This is a genomic window from Croceicoccus esteveae, from assembly GCF_031846435.1.
Taxonomy (GTDB): Bacteria; Pseudomonadota; Alphaproteobacteria; order Sphingomonadales; family Sphingomonadaceae; genus Croceicoccus; species Croceicoccus esteveae.
Window position 1 is genome coordinate 176,116 of sequence record NZ_JAVRHS010000002.1, and the last position, 22,771, is coordinate 198,886.

General features: G+C 62.1%; 17 protein-coding genes. 6 read left to right on the forward strand and 11 right to left on the reverse strand.

All coding sequences use genetic code 11. The features are described from left to right. Positions 1-162: 162 nt before the first annotated feature. Positions 163-1,335 (reverse strand): carboxynorspermidine decarboxylase, encoded by a 1,173-nt coding sequence (locus RM533_RS03710; protein ID WP_311339860.1) that lies wholly within the window; start codon positions 1,333-1,335, stop codon positions 163-165. Between the two features lie 26 nt (positions 1,336-1,361). Between RM533_RS03710 and RM533_RS03715 the strand changes: the two genes are divergently transcribed. After that, positions 1,362-1,670: a hypothetical protein gene (locus tag RM533_RS03715; RefSeq protein WP_311339861.1), complete on the forward strand. Its 309-nt coding sequence runs from the start codon at positions 1,362-1,364 to the stop codon at positions 1,668-1,670. An 86-nt stretch (positions 1,671-1,756) separates the two neighbouring features. Here the strand turns inward: RM533_RS03715 and RM533_RS03720 are convergent, their stop codons facing one another. Continuing rightward, positions 1,757-2,968, reverse strand: a complete 1,212-nt coding sequence (locus RM533_RS03720; protein WP_311339862.1) for a saccharopine dehydrogenase family protein — start codon at positions 2,966-2,968, stop codon at positions 1,757-1,759. Positions 2,969-3,078: 110 nt separating this feature from the next. On the opposite strand from RM533_RS03720, the gene RM533_RS03725 reads away from it, so the two are divergent. Next, positions 3,079-3,495 carry an MAPEG family protein gene (locus RM533_RS03725; RefSeq protein ID WP_311339863.1) on the forward strand — a complete coding sequence of 139 codons (417 nt, stop codon included), beginning with the start codon at positions 3,079-3,081 and terminating at the stop codon, positions 3,493-3,495. Between the two features lie 56 nt (positions 3,496-3,551). On the opposite strand, the gene RM533_RS03730 is transcribed toward RM533_RS03725, so the two are convergent. From RM533_RS03730 to RM533_RS03755, 6 genes are all read right to left on the reverse strand, one after another. Continuing rightward, positions 3,552-4,766, reverse strand: coding sequence for a class I SAM-dependent RNA methyltransferase (locus tag RM533_RS03730; RefSeq protein WP_311339864.1), 1,215 nt, complete (start codon positions 4,764-4,766; stop codon positions 3,552-3,554). A 10-nt stretch (positions 4,767-4,776) separates the two neighbouring features. After that, complete coding sequence (locus RM533_RS03735) at positions 4,777-6,159, reverse strand: NAD(P)H-hydrate dehydratase (RefSeq protein WP_311339865.1); 1,383 nt, start codon at positions 6,157-6,159, stop codon at positions 4,777-4,779. A gap of 31 nt (positions 6,160-6,190) precedes the next feature. Beyond that, positions 6,191-7,912, reverse strand: a complete 1,722-nt coding sequence (gene ilvD, locus RM533_RS03740) for a dihydroxy-acid dehydratase (protein WP_311340159.1) — start codon at positions 7,910-7,912, stop codon at positions 6,191-6,193. A gap of 76 nt (positions 7,913-7,988) precedes the next feature. Continuing rightward, entirely contained in the window at positions 7,989-8,750 is a 762-nt protein-coding gene (locus RM533_RS03745) for an N-formylglutamate amidohydrolase (RefSeq protein WP_311339866.1), read from the reverse strand. After that, positions 8,708-9,520 carry a 4-(cytidine 5'-diphospho)-2-C-methyl-D-erythritol kinase gene (locus tag RM533_RS03750; protein ID WP_311339867.1) on the reverse strand — a complete coding sequence of 271 codons (813 nt, stop codon included), beginning with the start codon at positions 9,518-9,520 and terminating at the stop codon, positions 8,708-8,710. The genes RM533_RS03745 and RM533_RS03750 overlap by 43 nt, the downstream gene beginning before the upstream one ends. A gap of 12 nt (positions 9,521-9,532) precedes the next feature. Continuing rightward, the gene (locus tag RM533_RS03755; RefSeq protein WP_311339868.1) at positions 9,533-11,179 is read right to left on the reverse strand and encodes an electron transfer flavoprotein-ubiquinone oxidoreductase; all 1,647 of its coding nucleotides are present in this window, start codon (positions 11,177-11,179) and stop codon (positions 9,533-9,535) included. Positions 11,180-11,529: 350 nt separating this feature from the next. Here RM533_RS03755 and RM533_RS03760 point away from each other — a divergent pair, with 350 nt between their 5' ends. The 3 genes from RM533_RS03760 to moaB all read left to right on the forward strand — a co-directional run bounded on the left by RM533_RS03760 (position 11,530) and on the right by moaB (position 14,648). Next, entirely contained in the window at positions 11,530-12,264 is a 735-nt protein-coding gene (locus RM533_RS03760; protein WP_311339869.1) for a uracil-DNA glycosylase family protein, read from the forward strand. 79 nt (positions 12,265-12,343) lie between these two features. Then, complete coding sequence (locus RM533_RS03765; RefSeq protein WP_311339870.1) at positions 12,344-14,131, forward strand: lytic transglycosylase domain-containing protein; 1,788 nt, start codon at positions 12,344-12,346, stop codon at positions 14,129-14,131. Further along, positions 14,121-14,648: a molybdenum cofactor biosynthesis protein B gene (gene moaB / locus RM533_RS03770; protein ID WP_311339871.1), complete on the forward strand. Its 528-nt coding sequence runs from the start codon at positions 14,121-14,123 to the stop codon at positions 14,646-14,648. The genes RM533_RS03765 and moaB overlap by 11 nt, the downstream gene beginning before the upstream one ends. Positions 14,649-14,669: 21 nt before the next feature. Here the strand turns inward: moaB and RM533_RS03775 are convergent, their stop codons facing one another. Genes RM533_RS03775 through RM533_RS03785 form a run of 3 tightly spaced genes read right to left on the reverse strand, consistent with a single transcriptional unit; the run spans position 14,670 to position 21,609 of the window. Beyond that, the gene (locus RM533_RS03775; protein WP_311339872.1) at positions 14,670-14,945 is read right to left on the reverse strand and encodes a hypothetical protein; all 276 of its coding nucleotides are present in this window, start codon (positions 14,943-14,945) and stop codon (positions 14,670-14,672) included. Next, on the reverse strand, positions 14,945-19,210 hold the full coding sequence (locus RM533_RS03780; protein WP_311339873.1) for a translocation/assembly module TamB domain-containing protein: 4,266 nt from the start codon (positions 19,208-19,210) through the stop codon (positions 14,945-14,947). Before RM533_RS03780 ends, RM533_RS03775 begins: the two co-directional genes overlap by 1 nt. Then, entirely contained in the window at positions 19,210-21,609 is a 2,400-nt protein-coding gene (locus RM533_RS03785; protein ID WP_432265030.1) for an autotransporter assembly complex protein TamA, read from the reverse strand. The genes RM533_RS03780 and RM533_RS03785 overlap by 1 nt, the downstream gene beginning before the upstream one ends. Positions 21,610-21,693: 84 nt before the next feature. On the opposite strand from RM533_RS03785, the gene RM533_RS03790 reads away from it, so the two are divergent. After that, positions 21,694-22,707, forward strand: a complete 1,014-nt coding sequence (locus RM533_RS03790; protein WP_311339875.1) for a YihY/virulence factor BrkB family protein — start codon at positions 21,694-21,696, stop codon at positions 22,705-22,707. Positions 22,708-22,771: the final 64 nt, after the last annotated feature.

Sequence of the window (22,771 nt, forward strand, 5' to 3'; positions counted from 1 at the left end):
AGAAAAGCTGCCTTGCGGTTTGGAAGTCCCCATGGGGCAGCGGGGGGCGGATATACGGTCATGAGCCTGGACCGCAAGTGAAATCGGCATATCCTTCCTGGCAGCAACCGCCCGCGTTGCAAGCACGACCGGGTGACATGTGGCACAGGTGCGGCAGCCAGCTCACGACAAGCGGTCACGGAACGTCTCATAGCCAAACTCGCGGATCTTTTCCAGAAGGCCCGTATCGCTGTCCCACAACCAGATGGACGGCAGTGGCACGCCGTTGAAGGTGTTGGTCTTGACCATGGAATAATGCGCCTGATCCAGAAACGCGATGCGTTCGCCAGGTTCTGCAGGGACCGGCAGGCGGTAATCGCCAATCACGTCACCTGCAAGACAGGACGGTCCGCCAAGTCTGGTCGGTTCGCCCCCTGCCGCCTCACCCAGCATGGCCGGACGATAAGGCGCCTCGATCACGTCGGGCATGTGGCAGGTCGCGGAAATGTCGGTAATCGCCAACGGCATGCCGTTCCAGTGTGCATCAAGGATCGTGCCCACAAGAATGCCGGCATCCAGTGCGACCGCCTCACCCGGTTCAAGGTAGATTTCGCAACCCGTTGTATTTCGCACGTCGATGAGAAACGCGACAAGCTCGTCCCGCTGATAATCTGCGCGGGTGATATGATGTCCACCGCCGAAATTCAGCCAGGTGAGGTCGGGAATGAAATCCTCGATTTGGGGCAGCAGTGCGTCCCATGTGCGTTTGAGCGGCCCCAGATCCTGCTCGCATAAGGTATGGAAATGCAGCCCGGCTACGCCTTCCATGTGCTCCTCGCGCAGCTGGTCAACGGGGAAGCCGAGGCGGGAAAATTGCGCACACGGGTCATAGCGCGGCACTTCGCCTTCGGCATGCAGGGGGTTGATCCGCAAACCGATGTCGAACGCCTCCCCACGCGATCGGGCACGGGCAATGCGGTCAGACGCACGTTCCATCTGCATGGGCGTGTTGAAGATGACATGATCGGACAGGCGCAGGATCTCGTCCATGTCGCCCGGCTTGTAAGCGGCGCAATAGGTGGCGATCTCGCCGTCGTACCGTTCGGCGGCCAGCAGGGTTTCGTAAATACCCGAGGTGCAGACGCCGTCCAGATATTCGCCGATCAGCGGCGCGACCGACCACATGGAAAACGCCTTCAACGCGGCGAGCACCTTGATCCCTGCCCGATCGCGGATGTCGGCGAGGATGCGCAGGTTCTGGCGCAGCCGTGCCGCATCGATGACAAAGGCGGGGCTGTCGACCAGATTCAGATCGAAGCGGGCAAATGCTCCGGGATCGCCGGCCTGCGTTTCCATCAGTCCACGCAGATCGCGCGTACACGATGTCCGTCGACGACTTCGGCATAACAGCCGAACAAGGCGTCATCGGCCTGGCATTGCCCAGCAATTCCCATCATTTCTTCTCCTTCATCCGCAATGCACTTGCCATTGCATTGCTGATTGTCGGTGCACCGTTTGCCAGCGTCGGAATAGGGGTGCACGCATATGGCAAACTGCCCCCTGCCGCGCCTGTCAATCGTTCCGCCGCTCGCCCGACAGGACGCTGCATCAAATGGTGCTGCACCCGTCGCGACCGCCGTGGCCGGCTCCTTCCACGCACTGGATGCAGCACCATCCTGCAGACCAGATGAACAGCCTGCCAGCGCGAGGGCCAGCGCAACAGGAACGCAACGCAGCAGTGTCATTGTTTGCAAGCTCTCGGCAGCCATAAGGAACTTCAGAAGCTCAAGGGCGCCGGCAGTTCCAGCACCTCCCAGGGCAAGCCTTGCGTGTTCAGCATGTCCATGAACGGATCGGGATCGAATTCTTCCATGTTGAACACGCCATCGCCGTCCCATGTGCCGGTCAGCAGCATGGCGGCGCCGATCATGGCAGGGACGCCGGTGGTGTAGGACACCGCCTGGTTGCCGGTTTCCTCATATGCCTTTTCATGGTCGCAGATGTTGCGGATGTAGAACGTCTTTTCGCCCGATCCGTCCAGCGTCTCTCCGGTTGCGATGTCGCCGATGTTCGTCTTGCCCTTCGTGGTCGCGCCAAGGCTGGACGGTTCGGGAAGGACGGCTTTTAGAAATTGCAGCGGAATGATTTCCTTGCCTTCGTAGAGTACCGGATCGATCCGCGTCATGCCCACATTCTGCAATACCGTCAGATGCTTGATGTATTCATCGCCGAACGTCATCCAGAACCGCGCCCGCTCCAGTTCAGGGACATGCCGGGCAAGGCTTTCCAGCTCTTCATGATACATCATGTACATGGTCTTTTCACCGACTTCGGCAAAGTCGAAGCGCTGCTTCACCGCCATGGCCGGCGTTTCGACAAACTGGCCATCTTCCCAGTGCCGCGCCGGCGCGGTCACCTCGCGGATGTTGATCTCGGGATTGAAATTGGTCGCAAACGGCTGTCCATGATCACCGCCGTTGCAGTCGAGGATGTCGAGCAGGCGGATGGTCTTCAACCGGTGCTTCTTCAGCCACATGGCAAAGACGCTGGTGACGCCGGGATCGAAGCCTGAACCAAGCAATGCGGTCAGTCCGGCCTGTTTGAACCGTTCATGGTAATCCCACTGCCACTTGTATTCGAAGCGTGCTTCCTCGCGCGGTTCGTAATTGGCCGTGTCCATGTAATCGACGCCTGCGGCAAGGCACGCGTCCATGATGGCAAGATCCTGATAAGGCAGCGCAAGGTTCACGACCAGCCTCGGCTTTACCTCGCGCAGAAGCGCGGTGGTTGCCTCGACATCGTCAGCGTCGATCTGGCGCGTCGTGATGGTAACGCCGGTACGTTCCTGCACGCTGCGGGCGATCGCGTCGCATTTGGACAAGGTGCGGCTGGCAAGCGTGATATCGCTGAAGATGTCGCGGTTCTGAGCCATCTTGTGCACCGCGACGGAACCCACGCCACCTGCGCCGATCACCAGAACCTTGCTCAAATCCGTTCTCCTGTCTTGACCTGTTCGGACATCCATATAGGTGTTTTGTCGATGATCGAAACCCTGCACCATGATGGCTTTGCAGAACACGCATGATTGCGGAACGTGCCATGCTTCTTCCTGCGGCCGTGTTGCTGCTATGGACGATCGGGGTAATGGCGTGGATGTTCATTGATCGTGGCCGCGCATTTCGCGCGCATGACATTGATCTTGCCCGCACGGCCCCGGGAACGCGCGGGTCAGATCTTGCATCTGTCCTGCCGGCCGGGAGCGACTGGCCCGCGCATAATTACGCGCATCTCATGGAGCAGCCGACGGTCTTCTATCCGGCGGTCGTCATGCTGTCGCTGATCAGCGCCGCCGGTTTCGACATCGCTCTTGCATGGATCTACGTCGTGCTGCGGATCGGTCATTCCGTATGGCAGATCACCGTCAACACCATAGCCGTGCGTGCAGGCATCTTTCTTGCCTACAGCCTCGTGCTGGCGATCCTGGTCATCAGGGTGCTGTTGGCGCTTCTCACATGATCAAAGAGATTGCGTGACGCGCTTGTCTGTTGAACACGCTTACCGGACAAAAAGACTTACCGGACAAATAGACTGGCGAGTTCGACATGCGTCGACCAGCGGAACTGGCCCACCGGGCGCAGTTTTTCGAGCCGCCACCCTGCCGCGACGAGCACGGCAGCGTCCCGTGCCCAGCTCGATGGATTGCAGCTGATATAGCAGATGCGTTCGACCCGGCTTTCTGCCAGCCGCTCCACCTGTTCGCGTGCGCCTGCCCGAGGCGGGTCGATCAACACGGCTGCAAACCTGTCCAGTTCGTCGGGAAGAAGAGGATTGCGGAACAGGTCGCGGTGCTGGCAAAACACGCGCGCACCATGCCGGTCCGCTGCCTGGCGGCAGGCAAGCGACAGGTCCCGCGCCGCTTCGGCTGCCAGCACTTTTGTACCTTTCGCCGATTGAGGGGGAGATAGTGCAAAGGCAAATGTGCCAAGCCCGGCGAACAGATCCGCCACCGTACCGGCACCGTCGAGATAGCTTGTCGCCGCAGAGGTCAGCGCCTGCTCACCCTCCCTCGTCGGTTGCAGAAAAGCGCCGGGCGGCATGGGCACAGTCACACCTGCAAGGGTTATCGTCACACGATCAGGTTCCCAGTGCGCCTCGGCTCCGTAGCCGTCGTCGAGCGTCAGCCGGGCAAGACCATTGGCTTGCGCGAAGGCGATTACCTGCTCTGTCTGCGCCAGCCCGTCAGGACGCCAGCCCTTGATACCACAGTCGACCCCCTGATCCGCCTCTGCAAGGTTGATATCGCACGCCAATCGGCGCAGGCGCAGTTCCCTAAACATCTGGCGCAGAGGCGCTATCAGAGCAAACAGGTCAGGAGTCAGGATCTCGCACTGCATCATGTCCACGATGCGATGCGATCGCGCCTGCCTGAAGCCGATGCGCACATCCTTGCCGCGCCCCTCCACATGCAATGTGGCCCGGCGTCTGCTTCTGGGCGGGGATAATGCGGCTGGCTCCAGCGTGACCGGTTCGACCCCTTGCCCCTGCGCTGCGTTCACGACGCGATCGGTGACAAAGCCGCGCCAGCTTTCCTCGTCCAGCTGCTGCAACTGGCACCCGCCGCATTCCGGAAAATGCCGACAGGGCGGCTGCTGGTGGTGAACGCCGGCAATGACACTGCCGTCCGCCGCGATGTTATCGCCGGGCGCAGTCAGCGGCACATGCCTCCCGGTTTCAGTTACGCCGTCGCCCTTGGCGGCGATGCGCAGAATGGTTTCGCTTGCACTCATCTGCGTCTCTTTACAGTGCGCAGGCGAGCGCGTCTTGCACCTTGTGCGCCAGCGTGCCGGCGGTGAATGCAGGTCCGCATATACGCGCCGCTTCGCCATGCAGCCACACTCCTTGTACCGCAGCCTTCCAGGGATCGCCGGTGACGGCCAGACGGGCTGCGACAATCCCGGCCAGCACGTCACCGGTGCCAGCGGCAGAAAGCCAGCCAGACGCAGGCGGAGCATGGGCAATGCGGCCGTCAGGCGCGGCAACCACGGTGTCCGCTCCCTTGAAAACAACCACCGCGTTCAATGCCCGCGCCACCTCAAGCGCACGAGCCGGTTTTGTACAGCCTCCGTCAACGTCAAAGCGGTGTTCCAGCGCCTGCATCTCGCCAGCATGAGGGGTCACGATCAGCGGCGCTGTGCGACGGCGCAACATTTCTGGTGCAAGGATCGTCAGCCCGTCTGCGTCAAGCACGGTCGGACGATCAGCGGTAAGCGCCTGCTTCAACCGTCCGCGCGCGTGCGCATCGCGTCCCAATCCCGGCCCCGTCACCAGCGCACTGATCCGTTCGTCGTCGATCTGCTCGCCCAGAGAGCTATCGCTCGAAGTGTCCATTGTCACCAGATCGGCAGGCGGCGCGATCATGCGTTCTGCAGCCAGCAGCTTTACATAGCCGGCACCGGCATGCATCGCTGCTTGTGCCGCCAGCAGACCTGCCCCGCTCATCCGCCCGGCGACTACCACAACAAGCCCGCGGGTGTATTTGTGCGCGTCCATGGCCGGAGTGCAAAGCTGCGGCTTAACAATAATCGATGCGATGCTTTCCTGCAGCGTGATCCCAATATCGACCAGCCGCATCGTCCGCCAATGCGCAATTGCCGGCATCAGGAAATGCGCCGGCTTCCACGCACCCAGTGCAAGGCATAGCGCGGCTTGCGGCAGGTGGTCTGTCAACAAGGCCCCGCTGTCCGCGTCGATGCCACTGGGCAGATCAATTGCCACGAGCCGGTCATGGCCTGCCGAAAGCCTCGTCAGCAGCGTGTGCAGGTCACTTTCGAGAGGCCGGTTCAGCCCGCTGCCGAACAGGCAATCCACCAGCAGCGCGCCGGTCGCATCACCGTCCTGCACCACCGGCCCTGCATAAAGAGCAGCCGCCCGCTGCGCCGCATCGGTTGCAGGCGGCATCGCGGCGACTACGCGAACCTGATTGCCTGCCTCGCGCAGCGCCTGCGCGATGACATAGCCGTCTCCGCCATTGTTGCCGGGGCCGCACAAAACCGTGACTGACGCGCCTGCTGCCATGCGCCGCACGTATTCCGCCGCGCCGCGCCCCGCCCGCTGCATCAATGTGTGCACATCGGTGCCGCTGTCGATCAATTGCTGTTCCGCGCTGCGCATCTGCGCCACACTCAACACCTGTTGGCGTGCGGCGTGCCGATCAGATGTCGGCATAGACATGCGATTCTGCCGCCCCGCCGGGATGTGTCACCGCACCTTTGGCAGCCGGGCCGACATTCTGGGCGAATCGCCAGATCGCACCGGCATTGTAATCATTCCCGCGCGGGCTCCATGCAGCGCGGCGCTGGTCCAGCACGCCTGCCTCCACCAACAGGTCGATGGTCCCGGCCGCAGCATCAATGGCGATGCTGTCGCCGTTCTCCACCAACGCAATGGGTCCCCCTTCTGCGGCTTCCGGTCCGACATGACCAATGCAGAAGCCGCGGGTCGCCCCGGAAAACCGGCCATCGGTGATGAGCGCAACCTTTTCGCCCATGCCCTGGCCATAAAGCGCCGCGGTCGTGGACAACATTTCCCGCATGCCCGGCCCGCCCTTCGGCCCTTCGTAGCGAATGACGATGACGCTGCCTTCGGCAATGTCGCGGCTCTCCACCGCGGCAAACGCGTCTTCCTCGCAATCGAACACGCGCGCTGGGCCGGTGAATTGCAGCCGGTCCATCCCCGCGACCTTGACGATGGCGCCATCGGGGGCAAGGCTGCCTTTCAATCCCACGACGCCGCCGGTTGGCGTGATCGGAGTGCGAATGTCGTAGATCACCTTCTGGTCAGGGTTCCACACGACTTCGTCGATGTTCTCCCCCAAGGTGCGGCCCGTCACTGTCATCGGTTCAGGGTCGAGGAACCCACCGTCCAGCATGGTCTTCATCAACATGTAAACGCCGCCTGCGTCATGCATGTCCTTGGCTACATATTGTCCACCCGGCTTCAGATCGGCGATATAGGGCGTGGATTTGAAGATCTCGGCGACGTCGAACAGATCGAACGCGATCCCGCATTCATGCGCCATCGCCGGCAGATGCAGCGCCGCATTGGTGGAGCCGCCTGTTGCCGCCACCACGCGTGCAGCGTTTTCAAACGCGGCCCGGGTGCAGATATCGCGCGGGCGGATATTCTTTTCCAGCAGGTTCATGACCTGATGCCCGGCCGCAACAGCGATTTCCTCACGCGACCGGTATGGTGCGGGCGCCATGTTGCTGTTGGGCAGCGACAGGCCGATCGCCTCGCCGACGCAGGCCATGGTGTTGGCGGTGAACTGCCCCCCGCATGCACCATGGCCCGGGCAGGCAACCTTTTCCAGAGCTTGCAACTGCGACAGCGGGCAGTTGCCGCTGGCATATTGGCCGACCGCCTCGAACACGTCGACAACGGTCACATCATGATCGTGAAACCGGCCCGGCAGGATCGATCCGCCATAGACAAAGATTGACGGCACATTCAGCCGCAGCATTGCCATCATCATGCCCGGAAGCGATTTGTCACACCCGGCAAAGGTGACGAGCGCATCATAGCAATGGCCACGCACCGACAGTTCGACCGAATCGGCGATGACTTCGCGGCTGACGAGCGAGCTTTTCATGCCCTGGTGGCCCATGGCGATGCCGTCGGTTACGGTGATGGTGTTGAACCGGCGTGGCATACCGCCATTGTCGATCACACCCTGGCGGCAGATATCGGCCTGGAAATCGAGCGTGGTGTTGCACGGCGCGGAATCATTGCCGGCCGACGCGATGCCGACGAACGGTCGGGCAATTTCCTCTTCGGTCAGACCCATGGCGTAATAATAGCTGCGATGCGGTGCCCGATCCGGCCCGACGGACACATGGCGGCTGGGCAGACGGGACTTGTCGAAACGGGCGGTCATGGCAAAGGCTCCGGCATTGAACATGGATCCGCGTCCACAGCTTTACCGCAGCGGGCGCAACCTGTCGGTCCTGCCGTCACGCCGGACGCAAGGCAACCCCGTTGGCAACTTCTGCAATCAGCCTTGCCCAGCGCTGCTGCCCCGCAGCGGTTGCAATCTGGTCCTGCCGCACCTCGATAGCGAGATAGTCGCGGCCATGTGCCTCGGCATGGCGGTTCATAGTCGCGTTGAGCAGCTTGCCGGAATAAGGCTGGTTGTCGCCCACGGTCAGCCCCTGCGCTTCGAACAGACGGATCGCGCGTCTGGCCGGGGCTTCATTGCGATTGTACAAAAGTCCTACCTCCCACGGGCGCGTTTCGGCAGGATTGCTGGCAAGTTCGGGCGTAAAGCTGTGCAGCGAGATGATGAGCGATGGTTGCGCCTGCTCCAGCCATCTGGCCAGCGCCTCATGATAGGGATGGTAGAACCGCGCGATCCGCATGGTCCGGTCCGCGCCGATGTTGCCGGGGATGACATGACCATCGCTGTGGGTGGGGATCAGCTTTTCATGATCCTCCTCCCGGTGCAGATCCACGATCAACCGGGAGAGACATGCCAGATGCGCAGGAATTTCATGGAAGCGGGCCATGCGTTCGGCAACGCCCGCCACACCGATGTCGATGCCAATATGGCGTTCAAGCAGTTCAGGCGCGATACCAAGCGCCATGTCGTCAGGCACTGCATTACCCGCGTGATCGGCAACCAGCACGATGCCGCCATGACGAGGCGTGCCGATCTGCCTGAACAACGCCATGCTCATCGCAGCCGCCCCGCCATCTGCCACCATTGGGGTTCGCATGCGCGCAGATGCTTCGCAGCATCGCGGCAGGCTTCTGCATCATCGAACAGGGCAAAGCACGTCGCCCCTGAACCCGACATGCGGACGAGCCACGCGCCCGTTTGCCGCAGGCGGGCGAGCACGTCGTCAATTGCGGGGCACAGACGCACTGCTGCATCCTGAAGGTCGTTGCGCCCGTGCGTGGCGATGTGACGTGCATCGCCTTTGGTCAAGCCGCCGGCATCATGAGGCTCCCACGCGGCGAACACCTCGGCGGTGGACAGGGCGGCGCGAGGATTGACCAGCAATACATGGGTGCCCGCCAGATCGTCAGGCGCAGGTTCAAGTTCGGCACCGTTGCCGCGCCCGATGCACGTGCGGCTTTCCACGCAGGCTGGCACATCGGCGCCCAGCCGCGCTGCCTTGGCCCTCCAGCGTTCCGGCAAGCCACCCTGATCGCGCACAATACGGAAAATGGCGCCTGCGTCGGCGGATCCGCCACCCAAACCGGCAGCGACCGGCAGGCGCTTGTCGAGCGTGACGTGCCAGCCTTGACCCCGCGGCAATGTCGTCAATGCCTGCGCCACGATATTGCCGAACGGATCGGTCAAGGCCGGAGCAAACTCGCCTGTCACTGTCAGCCGATCCGCATGGCTGCGGCTGACGGTCAGCCGGTCACCGTCATCGACGAAGGCGAACAGCGTCTCAAGCTCGTGATAGCCATCCTCGCGCCGCTTGCGGACATGCAGCGCGAGGTTGATCTTGGCATAAGCAGTTTCGGCAAGCGCCAATTGGCGGCACCCTTACATGTTGGGGTAGTTGGGCCCGCCGCCGCCTTCGGGCGTGACCCAGTTGATGTTCTGCGTCGGATCCTTTATGTCGCAGGTCTTGCAATGGACGCAGTTCTGCGCGTTGATGACGAATTTGGGATCGCCCTCCTCGACGCCGACATATTCATAAACTCCTGCCGGACAGTAGCGCGCAGCTGGCCCGGCGAACACCGGCAGGTTGATTGCGACCGGAACATCGGGATCCTTCAGCTGCAAATGGCAGGGCTGATCCTCGGCATGATTGGTGTTGGACAGGAATACCGACGACAATCTGTCGAAGCTGATCACATTGTCGGGCTTGGGATAGACGATTGGCGTGAACTTGTCGGCCCGCTGCAACTGGTCGCAGTCGCGATGATGGCGCATCCGCACCGGCAGACCGATCTTCAGCGTGCGCATCCACATATCCGCGCCTGCCACGATCGTGCCCAAGGTGCCGCCGAACTTCGCCACGGCAGGCTCTGCATTCTGCACCTTGATCAATTCATCCGCGATCCAGCTTGCGCGCAGATTGGCTTCATACTGCCAGACTTCATCGTGCTCGCGTCCCGCCGCAAGCGCGTCAGCCAGCGCCTCTGCCGCCAGCATGCCCGACTTCATCGCGGTGTGGCTGCCCTTGATGCGCGGAACGTTCACGAACCCTGCCGAACAACCGATCAGCGCGCCGCCCGGAAAACCGAGCTTGGGCACTGACTGCCAGCCGCCTTCATTGATCGCGCGCGCACCGTAGGAGACGCGCTTGCCGCCTTCGAGCAGGGGGCGAATGTCCGGGTGCTGCTTCCAGCGCTGGAACTCCTCGAACGGATGCACATAGGGGTTCTTGTAATCGAGCGCGGTGACAAAGCCGATCGCGACCTGATTGTTGGCCTGATGATAGATGAACCCGCCGCCCCAGCTGCCCGATTCGGTCAGGGGCCAGCCTTGTGTATGCACGACCCGACCAGGCACGTGCTTGGCAGGGTCGATGTCCCACAATTCCTTGATGCCGAGGCCATAAACCTGCGGTTCGCAGTCCGCCTCAAGGTCGAAGCGCGCTTTCAACTGCTTGGTCAGCGAACCGCGCACGCCTTCGGCAAACAGCGTGTATTTGGCGTGCAGTTCCATGCCTTGCGCATAATCTGCCTTGTGCGTGCCATCAGCCGCCACGCCCATGTCACCGGTCGCAACACCGCGCACCGCGCCATGTTCGTCATACAGCACTTCGGAAGCGGCAAAGCCGGGAAAAATTTCCACGCCCAGCGCCTCTGCCTGTTCGCCAAGCCAGCGCGACAGATTGCCGAGGCTGCCTGTGTAATTGCCCTTGTTGGACAGGAGCGGCGGCATCATGGCATGCGGCAGGCCGGTCTTCTTGCCCTTGGTCAGCACCCAGTGCCAATTATCCGTGACCGGCACTTCGGCCATCGGGCAGCCGTCGTCGCGCCATGTCGGAAGCAGCTCATCAAGTGCGCGCGGATCGACGACCGCACCCGACAGGATATGCGCACCGATCTCGGAGCCTTTTTCAAGAACGCAAACCTCAAGTGCCTCATTGACCTGTTTCAACCGGATCGCGGCCGACAGACCGGCAACACCGCCGCCGACAATGACGACATCATAAGGCATGGATTCGCGTTCGCTCATGTCAATGCTTCCTTCAGCGGCTGGATCGCGCGCCCGTTCGTTACATTTCGACACCAGCCATGACCGGTGTGCATACACGGTCATTGCCGGTTAAAGTCAAGACCGGCAGGATCGTGACAAGGATTTGCCCAGACGCCGTTGCCGGCTGTAATGTAACGAACCCACACCCGACCCGGCCTGCTCGATCTTGCCCAATTCTCCCGATATGTGTTGCGGCCAGCGCTCTTGCAAGCCAACAGGTTCACAGACGCCAAGCAGGATGAACGTACATCACCCAGTCATCAGATCCTGATCCGGGCTCCATGCACGCGCTGCTTGCCAGCACGGCAGATTGGTGGCGCCTTGCAGGCGTGGACCTGGATTTCGTCGACCAGCCGCTCGACTGGGCATCCCCACAGCACGGCGGCGCAGACGCAGCACCTCCTGCTGCTCCGCAGCGCCTGACCAGCGAACGCAGCACCAGAACCCGACCACAAGAGCACCGGCGCACACTGCCTGGTGAACGCGATGGTGTTGTGGCATTGCCGATCGGTGGCGATCCGGCACGGTGGCCTGTCACGCTTGCCGAATTTGCACCATGGTGGCTTGCCGAGCCAGGCCTTGACACCAGTCGGGGGCGGCGCGTTCCGCCAGCCGGTCCGGCCAAGGCTGCCATCATGGTGCTGGTCGCTGACCCCGAACGTGACGATACTGACAGATTGTTGAGCAATGATGATGGCGCCATGCTGAATGCCATGCTGCAGGCCTGCGGGCTGCGACGTGACGAAGTCTACGTGGCTTCTGTCCTGCCGCGTCATACACCAGCGGCAGACTGGGAGGCGCTGGCGCAGACGCAGCTTGGTGCGGTGCTGCGCCATCATCTGATGCTTGCCGCGCCGCGCCGGCTGTGGGTATTCGGACGCGAGGTGATGACGCTGCTTGCCCCGGAAATGCTTGACAGGAACGGCGTTGGCGCTGTGTCACCTGGTGGTCCGTCGCATGATTTGCAGGTCCCCGTGCTCGGCGGCTACCCGCTTGCGGCCATTCGCCGGCGACCCGCTCTGAAGCGAAGCTGGTGGGAACGGTGGCTGGCATTCTCATCTTGATGCTTGACCCGCGCGGCGCACGCTTTCAGGATTGTGGCACATCGCACGGGCAGCAGAGCGCAGGTTAAAGGGAGACATCATGATCAAGGCGCGCGCGCTGCTTGTTGCGGCAATCCTGCCACTGGCCGGTCTGACCTGCCAGCCTGCTTCTGCCGGGACGACGACAGCCCAGACCGACACAGCACCCCGACAAAATGTTCCGGCACAGCTCGATGCTGCCCAGCGCGCGTTCTATGCCGATGTGTTTAGCCGCATCGACGCGCAGGACTGGGGCAATGTCACAGCCCTGCTGCAATCCGTGCAGGGCGACCCGCTGCACCAGCTGGCGCTTGCCCGTTACTATCTTCATCCCGACAGCCCCGCGATCGATCTCGACACGCTTTCGCGCTGGCTGGCCGTGGGAAGCGATCTGCCGCAGGCGGAGCAGATCGGCCGGCTTGCGGTAAAGCGCGGGCTTGCAACAATGCCGAACCTGCGCGGAGCCCGGCGGCTCGTTCCCTTGCGTGCACCGGCAAAACGTAACCGTCCACCTGCAGGCAATGACGGCTCCATGCCTCCTGAACTTTCTGCGGCCATCCTTGAGCGCATCAAGAACGACGACCCGGCAGGTGCGCATATCCTGCTCGATGGCATCGATGCCGTACTCACCCCGCAGGCCAGGGCTGAATGGCGCCAGCGTGTTGCCTGGAGCTACTACATAGAAAATGACGATGCCAACGCGCTTTCGCTGGCGCGACAGGTCGGCGCAGGCGGCGCAGGTCCATGGATCGGCGAAGGCTATTGGGTTGCAGGACTGGCCGCCTGGCGGCTGGGCGATTGCGAATTGGCAGGTGACGGTTTTGCCCGCGCTGTCCGAGACACCACGAATGACGAACTGCTCGCCGCTGCCCATTACTGGCACAGCCGCGCGCTTGTCCGCTGCCGGCAACCCGAAGCAGCCGCGCCGGCGCTGCGGTCCGCAGCACAGCTTGATGAAACGCTATACGGCATGCTGGCGGCAGAACAGCTCAACATGACGTTGCCACAAAGTTCGTCCGGACAGCCTTTCACAGCAGCGGACTGGCGCCAGCTATCGGGGCAAGCCAATGTGCGCACCGCCATAGCGCTGGTGGAAATTGGACGTGAGGCTCTGGCAGACGAGGTGCTGCGCCATCAGGCGCGCATCGGCGACCCAGAGCAATATCCGGCATTGTCGCGGCTGGCCCGCGCTCTGCAGTTGCCGGCAACACAGCTTTACATGGCCTACAATGCTCCTCGCGACGCGCGCGCCGATCCGGCGACGCGCTACCCGGCCGCCAAATGGCAACCGCTTGCCGGCTGGAAAGTGGACCCCGCCCTTGCCTATGCGCACACGCTGCAGGAATCGAATTTCCGTGCCGATGCGATCAGCCCGGCAAATGCAGTCGGCCTCATGCAGATCACGCCCATTACGGTGCGCCAGCACGCGCCCTCGTTGGGAATGGACGCACTGCAGGTCGATCTGGCCGACCCGGCCACCAACATGGCGTTCGGGCAGCGCAATCTGGAAATGCTGCGCGACGCTGCCGGTACGCAGGGCCTGCTGCCCAAGATAATGGCGGCGTACAACGCCGGGCTTGCCCCCATCACGCGCTGGAACACCGAGGTGCGCGATGCCGGCGATCCGCTGCTGTACATGGAATCGATCCCCTATTGGGAAACCCGCGCCTATGTCGCCATTGTGACCCGTAATTACTGGATGTACCAACGCCAGCAGAACACTATCGGGCTATCACGTAACGCCTTGGCGCAAAACCTGTGGCCGCATTTTCCAAGCGTTACCGGCAGTGGTGCATTTGCCATGCATGGCAAGCCGGTGCTGTCTGTGGGATACGACCATGGCGGTTGACGAAACCCGCCGCTTCATCCCCATCCGGCTGGCGTTGCTCACGGTATCGGATACCCGCGGGTTGGCCGAAGACACGTCGGGAGACATCCTTGCCCAACGCATTGCGGATGCCGGTCATGCGCTTGCCGACCGCACGATCCTCAAGGATGATACAGACGCAATTGCAGCGCGGCTGCAGGATTGGATCGACCGCGCTGATGTGGACGCCGTCGTGATCACTGGTGGAACCGGTCTGACCGGCCGCGATGTGACACCTGAGGCGCTGGACCGCGTAAAAACCAAGGAGATTTCCGGCTTTGGTGAGCTGTTCCGCTGGCTCAGTTACCAGACAATCGGCACCAGCACGGTACAGTCGCGCGCATGTGCAGTGCTGGCAAAATCGACCTACATCTTTGCACTGCCCGGATCGAACGGGGCAGTCAGGGATGGATGGGACGGCATCCTTGCCGAACAGCTCGACAGCCGCAACCGGCCCTGCAATTTTGTCGAGCTGATGCCGCGGCTGTCCGAACGCTGACCGGCGCAAGGCGCTGCTCCCTCAAGGCTGCCGCGCTGCCGGCGGTTCGTCGCTGAAGGGTGCGGGGTCGCTGTCTGGTACTGCGTCACTGGCCGGTACTGCGTCACTGGTCAAAGCTGCGCCCTCAGCCGAGCTTGCCGCCCCTGCCTGAGCTTTCTGCCGGGCGAGGATCTGCGCATCGATCTCCTGCGCTGTCTGGCCAACCTTGCCCTGCGCGGCGCGGAACCGTTCGTCGAAGTTCGGTTCCTGCTGACAGGCTGTCGTGAATGCAAGTGCGATGAGCAGCAGGGCTCGCATCAATAATTCTTCCGGTAGCGGATGTTGAAATCGGTGTCTCCCGATCCGCCGGCCTGCGTGAGAATGGAAAGCGCTGGCGTCAGGCTGATTTCCAGCTGGGTTGCGGTGAACCCCTTGGCATCGGTGATGATCTCTACATAGATATCGTCGGTGATGTATTCGCCGGCCGCGAGAGCAGTGCCGCGCCCGTTCTGTTCGTCTGCGCCGAGAATTCGCAGCCGGTCAATACCTGCTACCGTGCGCAATGTGCCAAGCGGGTTCAGCCCGCCTCCCGAACCACGCAGGGAATTGAGCGACGCGGCAAGCTGCACCGCCTGGATGGTGGACAGATTACCAATGGAGCTGCCAAACAGAATACGGGACACGATTTCGTCTTCGGGCAGCCCGGGGGTCGATGAAAAGGCAATCTGCGGGTCAAACGCACGACCGGTCACATTGATGTTGACGGTTACATCCTCAATGTCGTCGCTCGCACTGATGCGAATGGTTGGATCGATGGCCTGACCGCCAGTGAAGTTGATACGACCATCGGTGAGTTCGAAAGAACGCCCTGCAAATCCGAGCGTGCCGCGAATGAGCTCTATTTCGCCTGCCAGGGTCGGCTGTGCGCTGGTGCCGCCAATGCCGAGATCAGCACTCCACTCCGATTCCAGTCCCATGCCCGAGACATAAAGCTGCTCATTTGCCTTCAGGTCAATATCAAGCCTGAGCAGCGTGAATACGCCGGCACTGCGGTCTGGCAACTCGTCGCCAGTGATCCGGGCAGCGGCGCGCCTCTTTTTGAACCGAACGCCGGTAAGCTGCGGGACCTCGGCAGCTGCCTGCCGGATGATTTCGTACCGCGCTTCGGGAAGCCGCAACTCTCCCGAGAGCAGGGCTGTTTCGCCCGGATTTTTGGAAAGGCGCATCTGACCGGTCGCGCTGGCGCTGATCATCTCGCTGCGGGCAAGCCGCGCGTCGTCGAGCGTGACGGCGATGTCGATGGGATAACCGCTTTCGGCAGACAGGCTGACCGATCCGCTGGCGCTCACCTCGCCGCTGCCGGCACGGGCTTGCAGGCGTTGCACCTCAAGCCGGCTGCCGTCGAACCGCGCTTGTACGGACATGTCGGTCAGCCGGGTACCGTAAGTCAGGTTCTCGTAGGTGAGGCTGTTTGCCCGCACCACGCCATTAAGCTGCGGAGCAGACAGGCGACCCGAAAAATCCGCTGCGATACCGATCGGTCCGGCAAATTGCTGATCCGCTAGGCCGCTGAACGAAAACAGCGTATCGGCAGGGCCGTTGTACCGGATACCGCCTGAAAGCGGCGCGCCGAGCAGGCGCTGCGTCCAAGGGCCTGCGCCCGGCGGCAAGGGTCGGAGCGATGCCACCATCCGGCCGATCGCGGTGCCGCGTCGCCGCAGAACCGCACGCGCTTCGCCGCCATCATTCAGCAGCTTGCCAACAAAGTTGATGTCCACAGGATTGCTGATCAGGGCAGCGGTGCTGCGCGTGAAGTTCCTGATGGTCATCCGTGCATCGGCACGCGGAAATGCCGCCGCGCTGCTCTGCGCAAAGTCGAGACTTCCCGTCGCGGTCCCGCCGATGCCCAGCCCTTCGGGTACGAAGCTGTTGATGATGGCAAGATCAAGCGCATCGAGCCTGCTCTGGACTTTCAACCCTTCTCCATAGGTGCCGGCCAGCCGGATGCTGCCCTTGCCCAGATCAATCTTGGTGGGCAGCAATTCGTACCCATCCTCACCGGGAATGATCCGCGCAGGATTGACAGTGCGGAACGTGACACCACGCGTGCGGCCCTCGATCGCCGCACGCCAAAGCTGCGGCTGAAGATCGAGATTGCCCGCAATGCGGAAAGGCGCGCCTCGTGCACCTTCCACAAGCAATTTGGCCTGCCCCCGCCCGTCACGATAATTGATGAGCGCGCGCGCTGCGGCAATATCGAAGCCGCCATAACGCGCCTGCGCCAATTGCACATCGGCTACCACATAGGGCAGTTCATAAAGAACGACACGCCCATCGATCTTGGCAGAGCCAATGGCCAGGTCGGCAGGACCATCGAGCTGTGCATCGCGAGCGCGCAGGTTGAACAGCGCTTCCTGCACGCCATCTGTCGCCGCGAGCCGCACCACTCCTGCCAACCCGCGTCCATTTGCCGTCAGACGGCCAGCGAAGGGGCCCGACGCAGTTTGCCGCAGGGATCCTGCAAAATCGATGCCGCCCAGATTGGCCGTATTGATGTCGAGAGTGAGGGCCTCCCCCGTGCCCAGCACCACGTCGGCGGTGAGAGGACCATAATCGGTGTCAGCGGCCAGATCGAGGCGGTAGCCTGCGTTGCCGGTGCCGTTTATCTGCGCCGTAACATTGGCAAGGCCGATGCCAAGACCGGGGCGCTCGGCAGTAACACGGGCGCGCGGATTGGCGATCGTACCGGCAACACGCACTCCCACCCGTCCATAGGCATTGGTGATCGCATCAGCGTTGAGCATGATCTGTCCGCCCGGCCGATAGCTGCCACTGCCGCTGACAATGCGGGCAAGCGGCGCCTCCAGCCTGAGAGCGGAAAAGCGGACCAGACCGTCAGGCGTGTAGCGTATCGTGGCCGATCCCACCGCATTGCCGCCCAGGAAATCGCGCACGCTGTCATTTGCCAGCCTGGTCGACCGCGCGCGAACCTTGCCCGCCAGCGCAACGCCGCTTGCGCTCGTCTGAAAATCAACATCCGCCCCGATGTTCAGAGTGCCGACGCTTTCCAGCCGATAATCGTCGATCCTGCCGTCAATGGCGCCGGAATAGGTGCCTTTCGACAAATCTGCGAGCAGGACCACACCGGCATCGATCCTGTTTGATCTGATGCGTAGATTGTCCGCCAGCACGCGCCCGTCCTTGATGGCGATGTCGCCGGACAGGTTGAGATTGACAAGCGTTCCACCAGCCACGCTGTCAAACCCGGAGATCCGGGCTGCTCGCGCGCGCACCGGAATGACGATGCGCTCGGCGCTCACTTGCGCGCTGCCATTTGCGGCAAGGCCTACGACCCCTACACCAGCGATGGCAACGCGGCTGGCTGAAAGCGCGTAGGCAACCTCAGGTGTGGCAAAGGATCCGTTCAGCACGAGGTCGGCACGAAGTCCGCTGCCACGCAGATCTGGCATCAGGACAGAAGGTTGCAGCAGGAGAAAATCCAGTTTCAGCGCATCAAAGGCGTTGTTTGCCAGATCCACCGCGCCATTCGCCGCCAGCCGGAACGCATCGCTGCTGATTGTTCCGGCAAGCTGGGCGCGGCGGTCCTGCACGTCGGCCACAAGGTCGACATCGGTGACATCGCCAAGCAGTGCTGCGACCTGTCCTTCCATCAGCCGGGCAGCACGCACGGGGCCTTTTACCGCAAATGTACCATCTCGAGCGGCAAGGCTCAGCCGGGCAAACTCCGCCCCGCCAAGGTCAGCGGCAACCGTGCCGTTCCATGACTGCCACGTACCCTGGCCCGCAAGCTCGATCATGACTGCCTGATCGAGCCCGGCCAGGCTGGTGATTACGCCTGTCTGCGGCGATTGCAGCTTGAGCGCTATGCCCAGTCTGTTCTGCTCCGGCACGGCATCGAGCTTGAGCGCGAGCGTATCGCCAAACGCTGCATCGCCCTCGCCGATCGTTCTGGCATTAAGATCGATCAGCGCCCGGCGGTCGGCAATGTGCGCTTCGCCTGCAACAGTGGCAATCCGCCGTTCGCCAGTGACCGGGGCTTCCACGATCAGGCGATCGACGCGCAGCCAGTTCACATCGATGTCGAGATCAGGCAGCAGCGGCGATCCGTCATCCGCGACCTCGTTGAATTGCGGCAGCCGCTCCAGCACGACACGCTGTGCAGCAAGGTCGCGAATATCGATGTGGTTTTTGAAGAAAGCGAACGGCCGCCAGTCGACAGCGACTTGCGGCGACCTGACGAAAACTCCGCGCGGATCGGCCACCGCGAGATCGTGCAGTGTCATCTCGCCGTACAGCGATCCATCGATGCGGCCGATGCGGATCTTCATGCCGCTTTCAAAGGTCAGTCCCGCAATCTGGTTTGCGACAAGCCGGCGACCCGGCTGCGTATCAAGCCCGAAAATGACGAGCGCCACCAGCAACACAAGCCCTACCACCAGGATCGCGGCACCCTTGGCAAGCTGTACCGGCCAGCGACGGCGAGGCCTTTCCTGCGTCGTCGCTGCAGGTTCCGCTGCACCAGGCGCGGTCAGCTCAGGTTGTACAGCGGCGTCGTTGGTCATCAGAACGCCTGCCCGATGGAGACATAGACGGCAAATCTGCTTTCGCCTTCCTGCCGGTTGATGGGCGTCGCCACATCCAGCCGCAAGGGTCCGAAGTTGGTGTAAAACCTGCCGCCGATGCCGGCGCCAAAGCGAATGTCCGAAGCATCCGGCAAGCTCTTTTCATATACCTGTCCGGCATCGACAAAAGCGACGATCCCGTAATTGCCGAAGCGGTAACGCACCTCTGCCGCTGCTTCGTTGAAACTGCGGCCGCCGATCGGGCGCACACGCAACGGATCGTCCTCATCATCGGGATCTTCGGGATCGAAATTGGGATTTGGTTCCAGCACCTTGGGGCCAAGCTCCTGATAGCCAAACCCGCGCACCGATCCGCCACCACCTGCATAGAAGCGCCGGGACGGGGCCAGGGCAAAGCGGTCGATGCCCTGGATGGAACCGGCAGCAATGCGCCCGGCGAGCACGAACGAGCTGCCGAACGAACGGTATGCGCTCCCGTCAAGGCGGGTGCGCACATAACCCCTGAACCCGTCCTGCAAGGACCCCTCCGGCTCCACCAGAGCGGTGACGCGAAAACCGTCCGTGGGATCGAGCAGACTGTCGGTCGTATCAAACCCGAGCTGTCCGACCAGTCCTGCGATAAAGAAAGTGCGCCGGACGCGTTCGCCGGCAACGCGATCAAAATCCTGCTCGTTCGTGCCAAGCAATTGTGCGCCATAGGCATAGGTGAAGCGTTTTTGCCAGATGGATGTGGAATCGTAGCTTACCCGGGCCGATAGCCGCCCGGTGTAAGCTTCGAAAGCATCGTAGTCACTGTGCAAGGCTTCGCCCACGATCTGGAACGCCCGGTCGCGGCGTCCGGCATTGGACCGGCGGAAAGTGACGCCTGCGCCCTGCTCCTTCGTGCCGGCAACCGCGCCCACGATCAGCGCGCCTTCGGGTGGGAACAGATTGCGGTGGGTCCAGGTCGCTTCCACCCGCACGCCTTGTCCGGTACCGTACCCGCCGCTTCCTGCAATGGTCCGCGGCGGACCTTCATCCTGCGTGACCAGCAATGATGCATATTGCGTGCCGCCGCCAGCTTCCTCTCCGGTCTGTTGCGGCACGACTGTCACGGTGTTGAAAAGTCCCGTCGCCACCAGCGCCTGGCGCAGATCGTCCACAAGATCGCTGTCGTAAACTTCGCCCCGCTCGAACCGGGCAAGTGTCGCAACGTGATCGGCATCAAACGCAAGATCGCCTGCCGTTTCGATCCCGCCGAACACCGACCGCGGACCTGTCTCCACCGGGAGCGTATAAACGCCGTCGGCGGTATCCCGGTCTAGCAGAATGTCGCGCGCGCCCACCTGCGCGAAGGGATAGCCGTTGCGCGGCAACGCCACTGCGACCCGTGCCTCCGCGGCCAGGACCCGCGCCGCGATAATCGGGGCGCCCACTTCAAGCGCCAGATTGTCACGCACCAGATCTGCGGGTTGCGTGGGTCCTGCCTGCACATCGATTGCGGAAAAGTCATACCGCTGGTTGGGCTGCACCTCGATCACGGCTGCAAGAGCTTGGCCACCGTCCTGCTCGCCGCGGTCGATGCGCGTGGTTACAAACGCGTTGAACCAGCCCTGCGATGCCAGGATGTTGCTGATGAGTTCGCCGTCCTGTTCCAGCCGGGCAGATATCTGTGCGATGTTCTGCGCCTTGCCATCGCCATCCTCCAGCACGGAGAGATCATTAAACATGTCGCGCAGATTGGCATCGCTCAGATCATCGACTTCCTCAAGTCCAGTGAGCCGCACGTCATAGGCGATCGTCTGCGTCTCGGAAGCATTGACATCCTCGGCGAACTGCACTGGCTCCACCTCGAAGCTGCCGATCGGCTCAAGTGGAGCGACAAGTTCGGCATCCCTCACAGGCGCATCGCCGATCTCCTCGACCGGGTCGCCATCGGCCAGCGCCGGCACATCGAGCGGGGCTGCATCATCCGCAGGCGTCAATGGCGCAGACAATACTCCATCAGCCAGGCTTTCAGCGCCTTCCTTTTCACCGGCCTGATCCTGACCGACAAAGCCTTCATCGGCGAGCCGCTGCTCGAATTCGGCGATCGTCTCCAGCGGCTCGTCGAGAGCAGGATCGTTCCTTGCATCAAGTTCGGGCACCGCTGCACGCAATTCTTCCCGTGAGATGATTGTCGGCACCTCCGGCAGATCGGCGTCGGCAGGCGCCGGCGGGATAGGCAGCGTATCAAGGTCGACTGCATCGGCAGGATCGGCTGCGGACACAGGCACATCGCCTGTCTGCTCCTGCGCTCCGACCGCCCCTGCAAACGCAAGGACGATCAGCGATGCACCGGCCACGAGACACTTGCCAAAACTGGCGATTTGCGTTTCTGTAACCTGCAACCCATCCATCCCGTCATTATCGCAGGAAGAGCCGCCGCTTTGCCCGACCACCTCGACTATCCTGCAACAGATGCTGCTTGTGAGCAGAACCCATTGCCCATTAACGCGCCAGGCGCAATCGCCAAATCTCCCGTCTCCATTCCCCGCGCCGGCTGGATCAGGATCGTGAAGCGCGTCTATGTCATGGCCGGATTTCACAATCTTACCCTGCTGGCCGGCGGCGTGGCTTTCTTCACCTTTCTTGCCATTACCCCGCTCATCGCTGCGACAGTCATGATCTACGGTCTGCTTGGCAATGTCGATCTGGTCGAGAAGCAGATGCGCGCGGTGGTCGAGGTTGTGCCAAGCGATGCTGCCTCTCTCATCGAGGATCAGCTGCTTGGCGCAGTCACGACCAGTGGCGAAGTGGCAGGGCTGGCGCTGGTGATCGCGCTGTTCTTTGCCATTTATGGTGGCATGCGCGCTGCCAGTGGATTGATCAGCGCGCTTAACGTCATCAATGAAGAGCTTGAGACGCGTAACATCGTGAAGCTGACCCTGCGCGCAGCAACGTTGACGATAGCGGCAATCGGCATTGCGCTAATCGGCGTCACCAGCGGCGCTGCCCTTACCTGGCTGCAACGCCAGACCTCTGTCCTGCTTGGCGGGCCCTGGATCGAATTCCTGATCAAGCTTGCGACTTATGCTGTCGCCGTGGCGTTGGCCAGCGCCGGTTTTGCCATGATCATGCGTTATGGTCCTGATCGCAACCCTGCCAAATGGCGCTGGCTGGCGCCGGGAGCAGTGCTGGCGACTTTCCTGTGGATAGGGGTGTCGTTCGGCTTCTCACTCTACGTTGCCTATGTGTCGGATTACAACGCGACTTATGGTTCGCTTTCGGCCATTGTCGTCTTTCTGATGTGGCTGTTCCTGTCCGCATACGGCATCCTGATCGGCGCATTGTTCAACGCAGAAGCAGAGCGGCAGACGTTGATGGATTCCACAAGAGGTCCCGACCGCCCGGCCGGCGAACGCGGTGCCGTTCTCGCCGACAGTCAGGTGACACAAGGCACCAGCCTCGGCGAAGCGCAGGAAAAGCGGCAACAGCGGGCGCGCCGAACCATTTGAAGGAGCAGGCGGACAACCCGGCCCGCCCTTTGGCAAAAACCCTGTGGCGCCTCATACAAAGTGG